Source organism: Spirosoma utsteinense (assembly GCF_014282275.1).
GTDB classification, from domain to species: domain Bacteria; phylum Bacteroidota; class Bacteroidia; order Cytophagales; family Spirosomataceae; genus Spirosoma; species Spirosoma utsteinense.
This window is the reverse complement of record NZ_VFIA01000006.1, coordinates 165,950-183,265: the sequence shown is the minus strand read 5'-3', so window position 1 is coordinate 183,265 and position 17,316 is coordinate 165,950. Positions and strand designations below refer to the sequence as shown.

The 17,316-nt window shown below is 48.2% G+C and carries 15 protein-coding genes; 7 read left to right on the top strand and 8 right to left on the bottom strand.

Annotated features, from left to right (window positions below):
* Positions 1-63: 63 nt before the first annotated feature.
* The 3 genes from gldE to mutY all read right to left on the bottom strand — a co-directional run bounded on the left by gldE (position 64) and on the right by mutY (position 3,151).
* Complete coding sequence (gene gldE, locus FH603_RS06865) at positions 64-1,416, bottom strand: gliding motility-associated protein GldE (RefSeq protein WP_186736779.1); 1,353 nt, start codon at positions 1,414-1,416, stop codon at positions 64-66.
* Positions 1,417-1,455: 39 nt separating this feature from the next.
* Complete coding sequence (locus tag FH603_RS06860; protein WP_186736720.1) at positions 1,456-1,989, bottom strand: single-stranded DNA-binding protein; 534 nt, start codon at positions 1,987-1,989, stop codon at positions 1,456-1,458.
* A gap of 73 nt (positions 1,990-2,062) precedes the next feature.
* Positions 2,063-3,151, bottom strand: coding sequence for an A/G-specific adenine glycosylase (gene mutY / locus FH603_RS06855; protein WP_186736719.1), 1,089 nt, complete (start codon positions 3,149-3,151; stop codon positions 2,063-2,065).
* Between the two features lie 141 nt (positions 3,152-3,292).
* Between mutY and FH603_RS06850 the strand changes: the two genes are divergently transcribed.
* The 3 genes from FH603_RS06850 to FH603_RS06840 all read left to right on the top strand — a co-directional run bounded on the left by FH603_RS06850 (position 3,293) and on the right by FH603_RS06840 (position 6,508).
* Entirely contained in the window at positions 3,293-3,595 is a 303-nt protein-coding gene (locus FH603_RS06850) for an HU family DNA-binding protein (protein ID WP_080237187.1), read from the top strand.
* Positions 3,596-3,656: 61 nt separating this feature from the next.
* Entirely contained in the window at positions 3,657-4,553 is an 897-nt protein-coding gene (locus FH603_RS06845; protein ID WP_186736718.1) for a tetratricopeptide repeat protein, read from the top strand.
* Positions 4,554-4,945: 392 nt separating this feature from the next.
* On the top strand, positions 4,946-6,508 hold the full coding sequence (locus tag FH603_RS06840; RefSeq protein ID WP_186736717.1) for an Rne/Rng family ribonuclease: 1,563 nt from the start codon (positions 4,946-4,948) through the stop codon (positions 6,506-6,508).
* A 96-nt stretch (positions 6,509-6,604) separates the two neighbouring features.
* Here the strand turns inward: FH603_RS06840 and FH603_RS06835 are convergent, their stop codons facing one another.
* Together FH603_RS06835 and FH603_RS06830 are read right to left on the bottom strand one after the other, a co-directional pair.
* On the bottom strand, positions 6,605-7,720 hold the full coding sequence (locus tag FH603_RS06835) for a lysophospholipid acyltransferase family protein (protein ID WP_186736716.1): 1,116 nt from the start codon (positions 7,718-7,720) through the stop codon (positions 6,605-6,607).
* 12 nt (positions 7,721-7,732) lie between these two features.
* A complete protein-coding gene (locus tag FH603_RS06830; protein ID WP_186736715.1) occupies positions 7,733-7,897 on the bottom strand; it encodes a hypothetical protein in 165 nt (54 codons plus the stop codon).
* A 191-nt stretch (positions 7,898-8,088) separates the two neighbouring features.
* On the opposite strand from FH603_RS06830, the gene FH603_RS06825 reads away from it, so the two are divergent.
* Positions 8,089-9,114, top strand: coding sequence for a LytTR family DNA-binding domain-containing protein (locus FH603_RS06825; RefSeq protein WP_186736714.1), 1,026 nt, complete (start codon positions 8,089-8,091; stop codon positions 9,112-9,114).
* A 16-nt stretch (positions 9,115-9,130) separates the two neighbouring features.
* Here the strand turns inward: FH603_RS06825 and FH603_RS06820 are convergent, their stop codons facing one another.
* The gene (locus tag FH603_RS06820) at positions 9,131-9,829 is read right to left on the bottom strand and encodes a response regulator transcription factor (RefSeq protein ID WP_235985279.1); all 699 of its coding nucleotides are present in this window, start codon (positions 9,827-9,829) and stop codon (positions 9,131-9,133) included.
* Positions 9,830-10,055: 226 nt separating this feature from the next.
* Here FH603_RS06820 and FH603_RS06815 point away from each other — a divergent pair, with 226 nt between their 5' ends.
* Positions 10,056-10,439 carry a hypothetical protein gene (locus tag FH603_RS06815; RefSeq protein WP_186736713.1) on the top strand — a complete coding sequence of 128 codons (384 nt, stop codon included), beginning with the start codon at positions 10,056-10,058 and terminating at the stop codon, positions 10,437-10,439.
* Between the two features lie 213 nt (positions 10,440-10,652).
* Here FH603_RS06815 and dnaG read toward each other — a convergent pair whose 3' ends face one another.
* On the bottom strand, positions 10,653-12,743 hold the full coding sequence (gene dnaG, locus FH603_RS06810) for a DNA primase (RefSeq protein WP_186736712.1): 2,091 nt from the start codon (positions 12,741-12,743) through the stop codon (positions 10,653-10,655).
* A gap of 172 nt (positions 12,744-12,915) precedes the next feature.
* Here dnaG and FH603_RS06805 point away from each other — a divergent pair, with 172 nt between their 5' ends.
* Entirely contained in the window at positions 12,916-14,328 is a 1,413-nt protein-coding gene (locus tag FH603_RS06805; protein WP_186736711.1) for a vanadium-dependent haloperoxidase, read from the top strand.
* Positions 14,329-14,384: 56 nt separating this feature from the next.
* Here the strand turns inward: FH603_RS06805 and FH603_RS06800 are convergent, their stop codons facing one another.
* Positions 14,385-16,277 carry an amidophosphoribosyltransferase gene (locus FH603_RS06800; protein ID WP_186736777.1) on the bottom strand — a complete coding sequence of 631 codons (1,893 nt, stop codon included), beginning with the start codon at positions 16,275-16,277 and terminating at the stop codon, positions 14,385-14,387.
* A 643-nt stretch (positions 16,278-16,920) separates the two neighbouring features.
* On the opposite strand from FH603_RS06800, the gene FH603_RS06795 reads away from it, so the two are divergent.
* Positions 16,921-17,262, top strand: coding sequence for a hypothetical protein (locus FH603_RS06795; protein ID WP_186736710.1), 342 nt, complete (start codon positions 16,921-16,923; stop codon positions 17,260-17,262).
* The last annotated feature ends 54 nt before the right edge of the window (positions 17,263-17,316 follow it).

Sequence of the window (17,316 nt, the reverse complement as noted above, 5' to 3'; positions counted from 1 at the left end):
AGTTAACAGTATGCATAAAATTACAGGATTCTATCAGCTTGGCAATACCCATTATTAACTGGATTAGATACTATTTTTTATACGGTCACTTTCTACTATCTTAACAACCCTTACTTCGTTTATTCGCTTGTCATCAGCCGATAAGACATGGAAGGTAAAGCCAGCATACGTGGTTTCGTCGCCATCTTTCGGCAAGCGGCTGAAGAGTTCAAGTAATAGTCCACCCAGCGATTCGCTATCACCCTGCATTGTTTCAAACGTTGTTGCATCAACGTTCAGCACCCGGCATACATCCGTCAACGGCAACTTCCCTTCGAAAACCACCGTCCATTCATCCTCACGGCGATAGCCTACCGGCGTTTCATCATCGAATTCGTCGTTGATATCGCCAAATATCTCTTCGATTATATCCTCCAGCGTCACTAGCCCACGCGTTCCTCCGTATTCGTCTACAACGATTGCGATGTGAACACGACGCTTCTGGAAGTCTTGTAGCAGGTCATCGACCTTTTTGTTCTCTGGTATAAAATACGTGGGACGTAACAGGGTCTGCCACTGAAACGAGTCTATTTCATGAATGTGAGGCAGAAGATCTTTAATATAAAGTATACCCTCGATCTGATCTAGAGACTCGTGATAAACGGGTACCCGTGAATAACCCGATGTATTAATCTGAGCCATCAATTCGCTGAATGTCAGGTCGTCAGCCACGGCAGAAATATCCATTCGGGTTCGCATCACCTGACGTGCCAGTAGATTACTGAAGTTTACAATACCTTTCAGTATTTCCTTTTCCTCAGTAGTAGCGTCCGTACCAGTCAGCTCTACAGCCTGGCTCAGTTCTTCAACGGAGAGTTTGTAGCCCCGGCGCTGTATTCGTTTATCGACCTGGTTGCTCATACTGACCAGCATAGCCGACAGAGGCCGAAACACCACTAACCCAACCTGAGCCAATGGAGCCGTCCGGCGCGCAACCATAAGATTGTTTTGACTGGCATACACTTTCGGTACGATCTCGCCAAAAAGTACAATTGTCAATGTAACGCCAAGCGTAACAGCCGATAGTACCCAGCCTGAGCCACGCGATTCCTGCGAAAACTCCCAGGTCAGATACATGGCAATGACAACGACAGCGATATTGAGCAGGTTATTAAAAATTACCAGCGAAGCCAGTAGTCGTTTGGGCCGATCGAGCAGTAATGAAATACGTTGGTCCTCAGCCTGCGTGCTATCACGACAGCGGGCACGATCATTGGGGGAAAGGGAAAAGAAAGCGGCTTCAGAAGCCGATACCAAACCAGCCAAAGCCAGCAACAGTAAAATCAGGGCCACATAGGGGCCAAACAAATCAAAATAGGTGCCCCAGCCATCAATAGCCGGAGGCACCTGTCGGGGAAGCGGATCACCAGGGTCCATGTACATCAAATCTCGTTCAACAATAGAGCAGTGTTCGGGCTAGAACGGCAGATCGTCGTCACCACTGTTGCTCTCAAATGGCACCGGGTCCGGCTCCCGTCGTTGTTGTGGCGGGCGGGCAGCCGTCGTAGGGGCAGCCTGCGGCTGAGGAGCCGCCTGCGGGCGCCGATCCGGGGCAGGAGCCGCCGGTTGAGGAGCCTGCTGCTGACGGGGGGCCTCCTGAGGAGCACCTTCCCGCTCATTAGGACCACCCAGAAATTGAAACGTAGTTGCTCTGACGTTCAAAGCAAAACGCTCCTTACCTTCCTTGTCCGTATATGTCTCGGTTCGCAAACGACCTTCAACATATATTTGCTGGCCTTTGCGAACATATTTTTCAATAATCTTGGCCTGATCGTTCCAGACTTCCACTCTAAACCATTCCGTTTGTTCTACCTGCTCACCAGTACGGGTCGTGTACCGCTCGTTAGTAGCAACGCTGAATTTTGCAACAACTGAGCCGCCATCCAAATAGCGAACGTCTGGATCATAACCGACATTACCAATTAGAATTACTTTATTGAGGCTTGCCATACTCTATTTCTATGTTACGTATGAAAAAAAATGAGGGGCTTAAGAAGAATTAAAGATACTGAAACAAACCGACTTATCCAAACCACTTTTCCAAATAGTTCGTGACTAATACAGGCTTGGGAAGTTGGCCTGCTTCCTCGATTGTGTACCAATCTAACCCTACAGGCAAAGGTACAATCGACTGCAAAGGCAGCTCAATTGTATAAAAAACAGCCCGGATTCGCTGATGTGATAATAGCTGTACCGTCTGCACAGGACTACCAACCAGCTTACCTTCTGCTACCAGTGCTACCAATGGCTCAGGCAACGTCAACTCACGCCAGCTCGCCTGAACCTCGTCAGTTTCCAGCAGGCAAAAATCATACAGGTTTTGCCATACATCCCGAGCGGTACGCTCACGTAAGGCTATTTTGTCCCCGCTCTTGAAGACCAGATAATTGAAAAATCGCTCACGGACGGCAGCTTTCCTGGCTTTTACAGGCAGCCGCTGCTGACGGCCAGTCAAGTAGGCATTGCATTGTTGCTGAAGCGGACACAGCAAGCAGTCGGGAGATAAAGGGGTACACTGGATAGCCCCAAACTCCATAATCGCCTGATTGAAGGTAGCGGGATCCCCGGCTGCCTGAATCAGTTGGTCGGCCAGACGCGCAAATGTCTTCTTCGCCGTTGTCGTGGTGATATCCTCGTCGATGCCAAAGACTCGTGCCAATACCCTATATACGTTCCCGTCGACGACCGGAACCCGTTCTCCAAAGGCAAAGGAAGCAATAGCAGCCGCTGTATAAACCCCTATACCCTTCATTTTCAAGAGGTCACGGAAGTTATCCGGAAACTTTCCGGAAAGTTCATGGGTTACATAACGGGCAGTCTGATGCAGATTCCGGGCACGGGAATAATACCCCAACCCCTGCCATAGCCGGAGCAGATCGCGCTCTTCGGCACGTGCCATATCGGCTACAGTTGGATAGGCATTGATGAAGCGTTCGTAATACGGCTTTCCCTGGGCTACACGCGTTTGTTGAAGGATTATTTCTGATAGCCAGATGCAATAAGGATCACGTGTATGACGCCACGGAAGGTCGCGTTTGTGATGCTCATACCATCGCTCCAGCGTAGGTGCAAAGGTTGTTTCGAGTGCGTTAAAGCCTGATTGCCAATTCAAAATAAAAACAAAAAAAACGTCGTTAGTAGGAAAATGGATCTAATGGAGTTTTTATAGTTTACCAGAAAGCCCTACCTTTGTGCTCCCATTTTTGACACCCGAATTTTCAACAACACAGTAAACGTTAAAGTTTAAGAAGTCGTGACGAAAGCAGACGTAATTGCAGAGATCGCCGATAAGACCGGAATCGATAAGGCCGAGGTAACGAACACCCTTGAGACCTTTTTTTCGGTAGTTAAAGACTCGTTGGCCGAGGGAGAGAATATTTATGTGAGAGGGTTCGGCAGTTTCATCAATAAGAAAAGAGCCAAGAAAGTAGCCCGGAATATCTCCAAGAATACCGCTATGGTAATCGACGAGCATTTTATTCCGAGCTTCAAGCCCGCCAAGGTTTTCGTTGAACAAGTGAAAACCAGCGACAAGGCCAAAGTAGCGGCTGAGTAAGTAGTTAAAGCCAGCAATGGCAGTATGTGTTCCGTACGTTTGCGATGTGATCCTTTCCACTATGAATAAAACGGTATTGCTTGTTGTCGTAATGGCCTCCGCTCTAACGGTTGGGTTGTATACCCTCCCTAAGGTTGTTGTGCGCAACGAAGACAAGCAGCTATCCAGCGCGGGTGGGCGCACGTCGCAAACATCGGGCCGTACAGGAGGCCGTACAACCGACTCTCTGAATGCAACCGCTTCTATCGGCCCAACCGACGACAGTCAGCCAGACCGGTCGGCCATTCATGAGAAGCCAATTTCGGCCGACGAACAGAAACAGTTGGGAACCTTGCGGGCCTCCTTTTTAACGGCTGCCCCAACCCAGAAAGAAGCCTTTGGTGAAAAGCTGATTGCTGCCTTCCGAGCGGTAACCCGGTACGATAGCGCAGCCTATTATGCCGATCTTTTGGCAGTAGCTCAACCCAGCGAACGAAATATGCTCAGAGCAGGCGACGCCTACTTTGAAGCTTATACTTTTGCGGTGGATGAGCAAAAAACAGCAAAATTGGGTCAGAAGACGCGTGACTTTTATCAAAAAGTACTTGTCTCCAATCCAAATCTGCTGGAAGCCAAGGCTAACATGGCCATGACGTATGTCAACACCCAAACACCAATGCAGGGTATCATGCTTCTGCGTGAGGTATTGAAACAGGAACCGACAAACGAACTGGCGTTGTTCAATCTGGGTTTATTGTCAATGCGGTCTAACCAGTATGGACGGGCTATTGAACGGTTTCGACAGATTCTGGTCAATAATCCGAATAGCCGTAAAGCCCAGTTTTATCTAGGCGTCAGCCTGGCTGAAGCCGGTCAGAAAGACGAAGCCCGACGGGTATTAGCTCAGGTGAAACAGCAGGAAAAAGACCCGCAGATCCTGGCAGCCGTCCGCGAGTATGAGGATCGGTTATCAAAGTAAGTTATATAGTCGTCAGATTGCAGGAAGTAGTAGCGGTTCGTCCCAGGAAACCCTGCACTCATATAGTACTAAAGCTATACAACTTTTTGGGCTGACCGGGTGGTCAGCCGACACATATTTCAACCTTAAACACTGTTTACATTATGCCTTGCGGTAAAAAACGGAAGCGGCACAAGATTGCCACCCACAAGCGGAAGAAACGGCTCAGAAAAAACCGGCATAAGAAAAAATAGTTTGTGGTTCGTGGTTCGTAGTTTAAGCATATCGATTAATCGATAGCCAACTCCAGACAACGAACTACAAACTCATTTTGTGGAAGCCTCGTGCCGGTCTGCAAAGCCCGAACGTGGCTTCTTTTTTTTATACAGCCATTCTAACCGTACTTTCATCTTGTGAGTAATGAATTAGTTATCAGTTCGACTCAGAAAGGTGATCGGATTGCGCTCTTGCAAAACAAGAGACTGCTGGAGTATCACGAAGAAGAGTTAGACAGCAACTTTACCGTTGGCGATCTTTACTTAGGAACAGTCAAAAAACTCTCATCTGGCCTTAATGCAGCATTCGTTGATGTAGGTCACGAGAAAGACGGTTTTTTGCACTACCAGGATTTGGGAGCGAATATCAACTCGCTAAACAAGTTCGTCAAAGATGTAATCGCCAAGCGCGTCACCACCGGTCGGCTCAACAGTACCAAACTGGAGCCGGTTATCGAGAAGATTGGGAAAATCGATAAGGTACTGACGAAAAATGCGCCCATCCTGGTTCAGGTGGTTAAAGAACCCATCTCAACCAAAGGTCCACGCCTTTCCTGCGATATTTCGATCGCGGGCCGTTATTTGGTCCTGGTGCCGTTTTCGGACGGCGTGAACCTGTCCAAAAAAATTACCGACCGTGCCGAACGGTCACGGTTGCTGCGGTTGATGTCATCACTGAAGCCACCTAATTTCGGCATTATCGTTCGTACCGTTGCTCAGGAGAAAGACGTTGAAGAACTCGACCGTGATCTGCAGCACTCGTTAGAAAAGTGGGAACAGGCCGTTAAGGCCTTAACTGATGCTAAACCCCGCGATCGGGTGCTGGGTGAGATGAACCGGGCATCTTCTATTCTTCGGGACATGCTCAACGAATCGTTTGAGAGCATTACCGTCGATACGAAAGAGTCGTTCGACGAAATAAGGACGTTCATTCATACAATTGCTCCGGAGAAAGAGAAGATTGTTAAGCTGCATAGCGGTAAGACTAAAATCTTTGAAGCGCTGGGGCTCGAAAAACAACTCAAATCGTTATTTGGCCGATCGGTGAGCTTGCCTGGCGGAGGCTATCTGATAATTGAACATACGGAAGCGCTGCACGTCATTGACGTTAATAGCGGCAATAAGTCAAATTCCGAGGAAGATCAGGAAGCTACAGCCATTAGCGTGAACCGGGAGGCCGCTAAAGAAATTGCCCGTCAGTTGCGCCTGCGCGATATGGGAGGGATCATTGTGGTGGACTTCATCGATATGAAGAAGGCAGAAAATAAAAAGCTGCTTCAGGATATCATGCGGGATGAAATGAAACCTGATCGGTCGAAGTTCACGATCTTACCGCTGACCAAGTTCGGGCTGATGCAGATTACGCGACAGCGCGTTCGCCCCGAAATGAATATCGTAACGCGAGAGGTATGCCCTACCTGCGATGGCACCGGTACTATTCAGGCCAGTGTGCTGGTTACCGATGTAATTGAAAGCAATCTGGATTACATCCTTACCAAACAGAATGAGCGTGGTATTTCCATTGCAATGCACCCCTTTCTCTTTGCCTACTACACGAAAGGGTGGTACTCCAAGCAAATGCAATGGTACGCCAAATACAAAACGTGGGTCAAACTGGTGAAAGACAGTTCTCTGGGCATCGTTAATTTTAAATTCTTCAACAAAGCAGGTGAAGCCATCGAGGTTGGAAGCATTTCCTGACCATTAGGCTTCTGATAAAGCGTTACAAAAGAAGGCTCAACCCTGAACAGGGTTGAGCCTTCTTTTGTAACGTAACGTTCTTTTCTGTAGGTATACTTAACAAAGAATCTCCATCTCTACTAACTCGCCGAACATTTCTTCCCCCACAACTCCCTCTACAGAGTCTACGGAATTAAGGTCCAGCAGTAAATCCCGCAGATCTTCTGTAATTTCATACGTCTGGTATAACCGACGGTCGAATAAAATAGGTGCTTGTTCCAGATCACATAACGTATAGCGATCCTTATTGAATATAGGTCGTATAGGTCGTTGTCCGTTAGTCGCCTGCCTGGGCTGTTCTGGCTCTATAAACGCCTGGATAAAATTCCAGCCTTCCCACTGCCCCGGATACCGGTTCAGGTAGGGCCAAAACGCATCATACAGTTGTTGCATAGCTTCCTGACAATACATTTCCCGATTGCTTTGGCGAATAGGCCGAATTGGGCTCAGAAAATGTAGGACATTAGTCAGGCTTGCTTTTCTATAGCTCACAACCGGTACAATTGGTACGTTTGCTGCATGAGAGAGAAAACCAACGCCTTTACGCGTCATAATACGCCGATTGCCAAGCCGAACAGATAGAAACTGGGATTCTTCACCAGCAACCGGTGCCGTTTCAGGGCTACCATCCACGTAAACGATCAATGACCGCCCTGCTTTCAACTCCCGCAGTACTGTTAACCCAGCCGATGGACTTCCCGTTTCTACGATCCGGAAGACATTCGTCAATCCGTGTTTTTCACGCAGCGCATCGATATGCTCTGTCATGTCACCGCCTTGTAGACGGTTCATATTGTTACCAACCAGCAACACGCAATCTACCCCATTCCGAAAGAGCACGCTCGTCAACTGACGATAAGATCCAAGGTGATAAGTACAATAAATCTTTGGTCCTTCATTTTTCGTAAATACATCGTAGGCACCGCTAAGCTTTACCAGATCGCCAGCCGATATACAGTGCTGATCGAAGGTCGTGAAGGCTTTTTGTAGCAGTAGCTCCCGAAATAGCGACTCATGCTGAGTACGGGGGACCAATGGCATGATATTCTCCATGTTCGCTGAGAACGTAGTGAATTTCATGAGGTACCCTCGTTCCCGTTGCAGATCGACACGGTCAAAGTGTTCACGGCAATGGGCCAGCTCTTTTTTGTATAAGGTACGTGCTGTTGGCATGATTTATGTTTATTAGAGCGAGAATGTAGGCTTATTGATCAAGCCCTGGATTGACCATGCCTCGCAGCACACGACAGGCTTCAGGAATTTCAGCATATTAGCTGACTCGTTTTTAGCAGCAGCGATAGTGATGTTTTTAGATACTTGAGCGACTTTGATGGCGAATTGCTTTTTCATGGCGACTTTTTTTACGTTTTGATTGATTGGTTAATTTGATCCGTTAGTGAAGCGCGGTTCGATGCGCTGTTTGATGGATACAAAGGTATACCGCCCCATAAGGGTCATCAATGGCAAAAAAGTCTCCTTGTTATGTGCTACTTTAGTCAATAATTACCAGTATCTTAGTCTCAACTTTTGTTAAGAACAGCATGAATTCAGTGCAACTCGACCGAATTTTTCTGAAGAAGCCGCTCCATAGCGTCTATCTTTTGATGGGCGTGGTACTGATCATTGAGGGACTTTCATGGACCTCTATGTTTTCGATGAAGCTGGGAAAACTTAGCGCAATTGGAGGATTCTGGCCCTATCTCAGTATATTATTTCGTGGAGTGATCATTCCCGAGTTATTTACTGCTTATATCCTGGCCATATTGCTCAATTTGCACCATAAACGATTTAACATCACTTCAGTTGAATTAACACCCCGTGGCATTAGCCGCTATGAAATTCAACTGCTGCCAACCCTGCTGATTTCCTTTCTCGTATTTAATCCTGTAACTGAAACAGTCAGGTTCCTGCTCGAGCAATTTCCGAGTTACTCTTTTTCCCAATACATTAACTTTTACTTAATAGACACTTTCTCTTGGGGCATATACCTCAGGTATGTCATGCCAGTTCTGCTGATAGGCTACCTTGCAATAAATATTTCGCTGATTGCTGATTATTCGTACCAGCGTCAAATTGCTCAAGAGGCTGCCGAAGCACAGGCTGCTGAAGCGTCTCAGGCCGCTTTAGCCCTATCAGCCGCTTTCACATCCAAGCCCACGCTTACAGCCTCTCCTTATTTGCCGCACCTGAAAGGAAAGAATGCCTACGGTGAACTTGACTTTCCGGTTAGTGATGTCTATTTCTTTACTATAGAGGACAGGTCCTACTATGCTGAATTGGCTAAAGGTAGATATGCCGTCGTCAAAACGCTTAATGAACTGGAGACCGAACTCGATCCGAATCGCTTCTTCCGTGTCAAACGCGATTATATAGTTAACAGGCATGCTGTTTTGAATTATGCATACTGGGAAAATGGGAAGTATATAGTCCGGCTCAACACACCCGATCGGCACGAGATTGTTGTTCCCCGTGCTCGCATGCAAGTCTTTCGGGAGTGGCTTCAGGAAACCCAACAGCCGTTTCTCAATGAAACTTCTGAAAATTCTTCCCAGACTGTAGACGCCTGATAGCCAAACTCCTCTCCTACAGATAGTTTTTGACAGCAATACCATATCTAGGAAGCTGTCGACAGCTACTCAGTTCCAGTTTCTTCGTAATATGGGCTTTGTGGTTTACAGCTGTACGGTAGCTTATTCCTAACCGATCAGCTATTTCATCAGATGTATGTCCATTGGCAACCATTTTCAATACTTCGCGCTCCCGGTCCGTAAGCCGTTTTAGCTCATCGCGCGTACTGTCGGTTATCATTTCAACCCCATAGTTCTTCAGCAGGCCCATAAATCCACTGCTGTAGTAGCACCCGCCATTACTTACGGTCTGAAAACAGCGGTACAATTCCTCAAGGCCATCGCTGGCATACAAAAAGCCAAAGAAACCCATTTGCATGGCTTTGGCCACCATACGAAAATCAGGGCGACTGGTATACAAGATAAATTTGGTCTGCTGATTTGATTGCTGCATCTCCTGTACAATATCGAACCCCCGCCGACCCGACATCTCTGATTCCAGGATAACACAGTTGGGGCGTTTTACCCGTATCTGCTGCAACGTGTCATCCATTTCTACAGCACGCCCGACAACATTGTAACCCTGGTCTTTCAACAACTGGCTCAACACCTCGCAGTTGAAGACTTCAGACTGGGCAACAAGAATTGAAAAGTCCCGACGTCGAAGCGCAAAATTCTTGGTGGCCTCTTGGCCATTAGCTGGTCTGTCCATCATATAGGTTAGTATCAGATAAGTGAAGGTAGCCAGCTAACTTTTGCCTAGACTAACCCTATGGAGTGAAATCACCATTTCACCGGACGAAATCAACAATTATTAGCTGTCGATTTTAGTGATTTCATCCGGCGAAATGGTGATTTCACGCAAAACAGGTTGTTTCAATGTATTTAAGGGCTTTACATTTGATTGTTGCTACGGAAATAAAACATTAAAGTGTTGTCTAATGATGCATCAAGAAGAAGTATCGTCGTCTGCTTACGAAGCGTCTCCAGCGGAGGTGCAGAGTGTAATTCTGGATTGGGTGAAAGCAACAGAGGCATTTCATCATCGGTATGCCAATCTGACTGAAGTGATCAACAAGATGCAGGCTAATGCCCGGCGTCATCCGGCCCAGAGCAAGACCCGCTTGCGCAAACTGATCATGTTACGACAGCACATGAGTGATGTACTTATGACCTTATTACTAGATATGACCGGCGAGAAATCAGGTCGGTCAGCGCAACCATCCAAGCCTGGTCAACTACGCTCGCATGCGTGCCTGCTGGATGAGTTGAACCGGGAAATAGACACCGAACTGACTCAAGTCATTACGGTAGCTCAAGCATAGTGTTCACCCCTCCCAATGATAAAGGTTAAGCCTACTGAGTAATCAGTAGGCTTTTTTCTTACTATCCGTAGTAAAAAATTACTACGGATAGTAAAAGTTGAATATCCCCAGAAATCAAGGCACGTTTATCAAAGCTAATAACCAGCAATAGCTCGCCCATCATACTTGATCAAGTATGATGGGCGAGCTATTGCTGGTTATTAGCTTTACTGTCTACCCTGAAATCACCGTACCCAGGAGCCGCGATATTTCCATGTCGAGGCTCTTAGCGTGCATGAACTCAGTCATTAACTGGTCAGCTTCATCAGGCGTTTTAGTGCTGGAGTCCCGAATCTTCTGCTGGAGAAGCGACATGCGCTGTTCAGCCAGCATCTTTTTAATGCGAAGAATATTACGAAACGCGGCATCTGCCAGTATACCTATCTCTTCTTCAGATGGCACATGGATTTCGTGCTTTAACCAGCCATCACTGATCTCGTAGCGGGGCGTAGTCAGATGAATAGCCTGGTGTTGCATCTCAGCCTCTTCCGACCGGTTGGGCGAGTCACTGCCTACTCTACGGTTTAGAAAATCACCAGCAGTAAGAATTTCACCCCGACTGTAAGCTTCCCGGAATAAAGTCAAGATCAAATCGAAGGGCGACGTTTGAAAGTCGATCTCGTGAAGCTCATTCAATATGTAATGACATAGCGTAATGCCCGGCTCCAGCTCACGTGCGCCATAGTTGATCAGCAGTCGAACGCATTCCTCTTCCTGATACGATATAGGAGTTCGAATCGTTGGTTGACGGGTGCCCGGTGCAGGCAGCGTGCCAGGGTGTCCGCCAAAGCCAGCCGAGTCTATATTGTCGATACCGGCACCAGCCAGCAGGGCGTTTATATCTTCTATAGAAGGACCCCCTGCGGACGCCCCCCCCCCACTCGGTTGTTGCCGTTCCTGACGATCCTTTTGACGGTCAGACTCTTTTTTGTGCTGATCCTGTTGCTTCCGAAGCAGTCGGTTGATCTCCGAAATTACGGTCTGTTCACTGACGTGGAATACCTGGGCTACACGTTGCGACAACGTTTGCCGCTTTAAAGGATCGGGTATCTTGGTAATACTGGCACATACATCCGAAATGCCTTCTGCCCGTTTCAGGGGGTCGTCACCTGCTTCGGTTAACCACCGGGCTGCCTTAAAGTCAATAAAGTCTTTCGCCTGGTTCCGAACGTACTCTTTGAAGGCGTCTGCTCCTACTTTATGCACGTAACTGTCGGGGTCTTCACCATCTGGCAGGAGCAGGAGCCGCAGATTCAGGCCTTCTTCCAGCACCATATCCAACCCACGAAGAGCAGCCTTGATACCAGCTGCGTCGCCATCGTAGAGAATAGTAACGTTGGGAGTGAAACGGGCAATGAGCCGAATCTGCTCAGTTGTCAAGGATGTGCCCGACGAGGCAACCACATTTTTGATGCCAGCCTGATGCAACGAGATAACATCCGTATATCCTTCCGTCAGATAGCAAACATCTTCCAGCCGAATAGCCTGCTTAGCCTGAAATATTCCGTACAGTACCTGACTTTTGTGATAAACAACTGTTTCTGGCGAGTTCAGGTATTTGGGTTGGGTTTTATCAACCTTTAGTATCCGGGCACCGAAGGCAATCACCCGACCGGATACGTTATGGATTGGGAACATAACCCGCCCCCGAAAACGGTCAAACACTTTATTATCGCCCCCAGTGGCATTTTCCTTATTGAGAACCAACCCAGCCTTTTCGAGCAAATCGCGGCTGTAACCCCGGCGGAGGCCCTCTTGTAGCAGTGAATCCCACTTATCGAGGGTGTAACCCAGCTCAAACGCGTCGATGGTGGGATTTGTGAAGCCACGCTCCCGGAAATAGCTCAGCCCAATACTTTTACCTTCATCGGTAGTCTGCAGCGTTTCCCGAAAGAATGTTTTGGCAAAATTCAGTACAATAAGCAGACTTTCACGCTCATTCTGGCGCAACAGGTCTTCTGGCGTCTGCTCCTGCTCCTCAATTTCAATACTGTATTTTTTAGCCAAATACCGCAAGGCTTCGCCGTAACCGACATTTTCAATGTCCATAACGAACTTGACTGCATCGCCCGCCTTCCCACAGCCAAAGCACTTATAGATTTGACGTGTGGGATTTACATTGAACGAAGGGGACTTTTCATTATGAAACGGGCAGCAGGCGGTATAGTTGCTGCCACGCTTTTTGAGCGAGATAAAGTCGCCAACTACCTCTAGTATATCGGCAGCCTGACGGATTCGATCGACAGTTTCTTCAGGTATTCGCATGGGTATTCGCAAACAAAATGGTACAGCCTGTCAAATTTACGCCGAAAGTTTAGTTGTCGGCCAGTCCTATCGATGGTATGTAACGCTGCTGGTTGTGACCTCTGGCAAATTATTTGCTAAAGGTCAGTAACCCAGCTCTACTATCAGATACCATTTATCACCATGATACACTATGCTTCATACTTTACTTATTACAACTAAGAGCCAGTCACGCTGGGCCTGCCTCGCCCGGTATGGCCACCCCCTACTGCTGGTACTGCTGGTGATCCTTCTGGAAGCCCACCGTGTTCAACCAGATGATGTTGTCGAATCCGTCCTGCCACTCAGCAAACCCGCCGAACAGTACGGCAATGATGTAGCGGTTAAGTGGGTTAGCCTTCAGTTGAAGTTAACGAAATCTACAGCGGGTTTTACACCACCGGTTGCTTCACGGGCTTACGGATATGCCGGGTTGACGATGTATGAATCGATCGTGCCGGGAAGTGCAACGGGCAAAACGCTGGTCGGCCAGCTTCAGGCATTAACCTCGCTACCCCAACCTGAGTCGGGCCAGGCCTATAACTGGGCGCTGAGCGCCAACGCAGCTCAGGCTGCCATACTCCGGAGTTTGTACCCCAAAACGTCAGACGCTAATAAAGTAACAATCGACTCCCTGGAAAACGCCCTGAAGGCGCAATTCGAAGACACGGATATAACCATCAACCAGCGGTCTGTTTCCTTCGGCAAAAAACTGGCCGAGGCTATTTTTGAGTATTCAAAATCGGACGGAGGCCATGAAGGGTACACGCGTAATTTCCCCGCCAGCTACGCTTTGCCAACCGGTGCAGGCATGTGGCAAATGACAGAAAACGGCCAGAAAATACCAATGCAGCCTTACTGGGGACAGAACCGCACGTTTCTGAAAGCCAACAGTGAGCTAGTGGCACCCATGCCTCTCCCTTACTCGACACAGGTTAACTCGCCGTTCTTTAAAGAGTACTTCGATATGTACGCCAAGTCTAAAGTACTGACAAAAACAGAGAAAGAGATCGCTGTCTGGTGGGCCGATGATCCGGGGCTAACCTTCACCCCACCGGGCCACTCGTATAATATTGCCCGGATTGCCGTCGTGACAGCAAAAGCTGACTTGGCTAAAGCCGCCGAAACGTTTGCCCGAACAGGCTTATCGGTTTCCGACGCGTTTGTGCATTGCTGGCGCTGCAAATTCAAGTTCAACAATTTACGGCCATACACCTACATCCGACTGGCCATCGACCCAATCTGGCAGGCCTTCTGGCCTGCTCCGCCGTTTCCCGGATTTCCGTCGGGTCATGCTACGCAGTCATCGGCAGCAGCTGCGGTCATGACGGCCCTGTATGGCGATAACTTCTCCTTCACTGACGATTCCCATGTTTCGCGCGTAAAAGACACCCAACGAAACGTTGAGTTTAAAGCAAGATCGTTCAAATCGTTTGTGGAAGCAGCACAGGAGTCTGCCGACTCCCGTTTATTTGGCAGTATTCATACCCGGCAGGACAATGCCACGGGTCTGGCTGAAGGTAAAAAAATCGGTAGCAACGTGAATGCCCTGGCCTGGAAAAAATAAAACAGAGCTGATGCATAGTTCTGCATCAGCTCTGTTTATAAGTTCACTATCGATCTTTAGTAAGCCCTCACCAGCTTGCCTTCCATGAAGTTGACAAAGGCTTTGTTGACGACGTTATTGCCACCGGGTGTGGGGTAATTACCCGTAAAGTACCAGTCGCCGGAATGGTTAGGACACGCCTTGTGCAGATTCTCTACAGTCTGGTAAACAACCGCTACTTCGGCTTTCAAGTCGGGGGGCGTCACAATTTGTGCCACCTTACGCGAAAGTTCTTCATGCGTAAACGGCTCGAACAGGGCTTTGACGTAGTTCTGTTCGGTCGCATTGCCCGACTCGATAGCGGCTACGCACTGTGCGTATACCTCATCCACGATATTGTCCTGTCCACGTTCGCGGAGTAGCTCCATGGCTGCCCGGAAACCAACGAACTCCTTGAACTTCGACATGTCGATGCCGTAGCAATCGGGAAACCGTATCTGTGGTGCCGACGATACAATGATGATCTTCTTGGGTCCAAGTCGGTCCAGCATACGCAGAATACTCTTTTCCAGCGTTGTCCCGCGAACGATAGAGTCATCGACAACGACGACATTATCCTTACCCTTTTTGATTACTTCAAACGTTGTGTCATAGACATGCGCCACCATATCGTCACGCTGGGAATCATCCGTAATGAACGTGCGCAGCTTAACATCTTTAGACACTAATTTCTCGATGCGTGGCCGGAACGACAGCACCCGGTCGAGCTCCTGCTCAAACAGGATACCGTCCATGATGGCTTTCTTACGCTGTTTATAGAGGTGCTCTTCCAACCCCTCGACCATACCGAAGAAAGCGGTTTCAGCCGTATTAGGTATGTATGAGAAGACCGTATTTTCGAGATCATAGTCGATCTCTTTCAAAATCTGGGGTACCAGCAGTTTACCCAGCGTTTTGCGTTCGTTGTAAATGTCAGGGTCGGTAGCGCGGGAGAAATAAATCCGCTCGAAGCTGCATGACTTTTTCTCGATCGGTTTTACAAACTGCTGCTCGGCATACTCACCATGCTTGTCAATAATAAGCGCGTGGCCAGGCTGTACTTCCTTTATCTCGCTGTATTCAACGTTAAACGCAGTCTTGATCGCTGGTTTTTCCGATGCAACGACTACGACTTCATCGTCTGCGTAATAATAAGCGGGGCGGATACCAGCCGGGTCACGGGCAACGAAAGCGCCACCATAACCCGTCATACCGACCATAGCATAGCCACCGTCGAAATCGCGGCAGGACCGGTGTAGCACGCGCTGTATATCCAGATTCTCTTCAATGATATCCGACAGATCCGGGTTTTCATAAATACCCTTGAACCGATCGAATACCCGCTGATTTTCTTCATCCAGGAAGTGGCCGATCTTTTCCATGACCGTAACCGTGTCGACCTTGTCTTTCGGGTGCTGTCCAAGTGAGACGAGCTTATCGAAAAGGCTATCGACGTTGGTCATGTTGAAGTTACCCGCCATTACGAGGTTCCGGCTGCGCCAGTTACTCTGCCGAAGCATAGGATGGCAGTTCTCGATCTCGTTGGCCCCGTGGGTACCATACCGTAGGTGTCCCATCCAGACTTCACCCGTGAAAGCAACATTTTCCTGAAGCCATTGGGCATCTTTTGCCTTGTCCCTATTGCCTTTCAGGGCTTTCCTGAACTTCTTGTTGACTTTCTCGAAGATGTCCGTTACGGGTCGCTGATCGACAGACCGGTAGCGGCTGATGTATCGATGGCCGGGAGTTACATCGAGTTTGATGTTGGCAATACCAGCCCCATCCTGACCACGGTTCACCTGTTTTTCCATTAACAGGTAAAGTTTGTTAGCCCCGTAGAGGGCCGTTCCGTACTTGTCGATGTAGTATTGGTACGGTTTGCGGAGCCGAATAAGGGCAATTCCGCACTCATGTTTGATGGCGTCACTCATGAGGGGGGCGCCGAAGCGCATTGAGTTTTAGATGTTCCGAAGTAACGACCCCATGCTAAAAAGGGTTCGCCCAAGTGGTTAGGCAAATGTAGGTAAAGTACATGGGGTTATTGGCTAAAAGTGCCCGTTTAGCTAACCAAATAAGCTATTACTCTCCTTTTTCTTAATTGATGCGCCGGTGAATTAAAATCAGCAGTTGACCCATAACTCGTTAATATACCCTCACCAGAGTAGAATAGCGTTCGTTAATATCACACAAATAACCTGTGTCGCAGAACATAGCCTTTTTTTATTTCACCTCAACCGGGCAAATCTATACGTAGTCAACAACTTGGTGTTGTTTCGTTGCTGCTGACAACAAGCCGTCTCGATCACCGCTAGTTAACCAGCTTCAATCAACTTCAGCTGACGGATTACTAGCCGCTTCGCCAGGATTAGCGCCGTGTCCGAAAGGTCTGCACTGGGTAGCCGAAGTGGCAGGCAGGAAATCCCGTACTGATTGAGAAACGGTTTCCTGCCACATATACCGAGGTGTATACACAACGACCTCCAGGAAAGGTGTCGGTTTAGTAAACGGTAGCCGAGATGTGTTTGTTGACTTGGCCTGGTTTACGACAAAGCTATATACTAAACCGTTTATCGTATGAATACCGGATCACACCTCCGCCTACTCTGGCTGACCTTCATCCTCATTTCGGCTTCGTTGTCGACGAAGGCGCAAACTCCAAAATTGCCCATTGCACCCCGTGAAGGATTCTGGGTTGTTGAATGGACGCCCAAAAGCCGACAGTGTACCGTGCGGTTTTATACAGATCGGCAGGAGTTAATTTATGAAGAGACCCTGGACCAACGAATCAATATTGCCCGCCGGCAAACAAAGCATAGCCTGAATATAGCCCTGGACCAGGCTATGTATGTCTGGAATATAACACACAAAGCACCCATCGACAGGCAGTGGGTAGCCATGCAACTCTACAGAAAGTAAATAAAGGAAGTACGTCGGTTGGTTCAGGTAACTTTTATCATGAAATTGCTTTAA

Coding starts and splice junctions, on each gene's coding strand:
- gldE (WP_186736779.1), bottom strand. CDS start 1,416: ATGGACCCTGGTGATCCGCTTCCCCGACAGGTGCCTCCGGCTATTGAT.
- FH603_RS06860 (WP_186736720.1), bottom strand. CDS start 1,989: ATGGCAAGCCTCAATAAAGTAATTCTAATTGGTAATGTCGGTTATGAT.
- FH603_RS06845 (WP_186736718.1), top strand. CDS start 3,657: ATGAATAAAACGGTATTGCTTGTTGTCGTAATGGCCTCCGCTCTAACG.
- FH603_RS06835 (WP_186736716.1), bottom strand. CDS start 7,720: ATGCCAACAGCACGTACCTTATACAAAAAAGAGCTGGCCCATTGCCGT.
- FH603_RS06830 (WP_186736715.1), bottom strand. CDS start 7,897: ATGAAAAAGCAATTCGCCATCAAAGTCGCTCAAGTATCTAAAAACATC.
- FH603_RS06825 (WP_186736714.1), top strand. CDS start 8,089: ATGAATTCAGTGCAACTCGACCGAATTTTTCTGAAGAAGCCGCTCCAT.
- FH603_RS06820 (WP_235985279.1), bottom strand. CDS start 9,829: ATGATGGACAGACCAGCTAATGGCCAAGAGGCCACCAAGAATTTTGCG.
- FH603_RS06815 (WP_186736713.1), top strand. CDS start 10,056: ATGATGCATCAAGAAGAAGTATCGTCGTCTGCTTACGAAGCGTCTCCA.
- dnaG (WP_186736712.1), bottom strand. CDS start 12,743: ATGCGAATACCTGAAGAAACTGTCGATCGAATCCGTCAGGCTGCCGAT.
- FH603_RS06805 (WP_186736711.1), top strand. CDS start 12,916: ATGCTTCATACTTTACTTATTACAACTAAGAGCCAGTCACGCTGGGCC.
- FH603_RS06800 (WP_186736777.1), bottom strand. CDS start 16,277: ATGAGTGACGCCATCAAACATGAGTGCGGAATTGCCCTTATTCGGCTC.
- FH603_RS06795 (WP_186736710.1), top strand. CDS start 16,921: ATGAATACCGGATCACACCTCCGCCTACTCTGGCTGACCTTCATCCTC.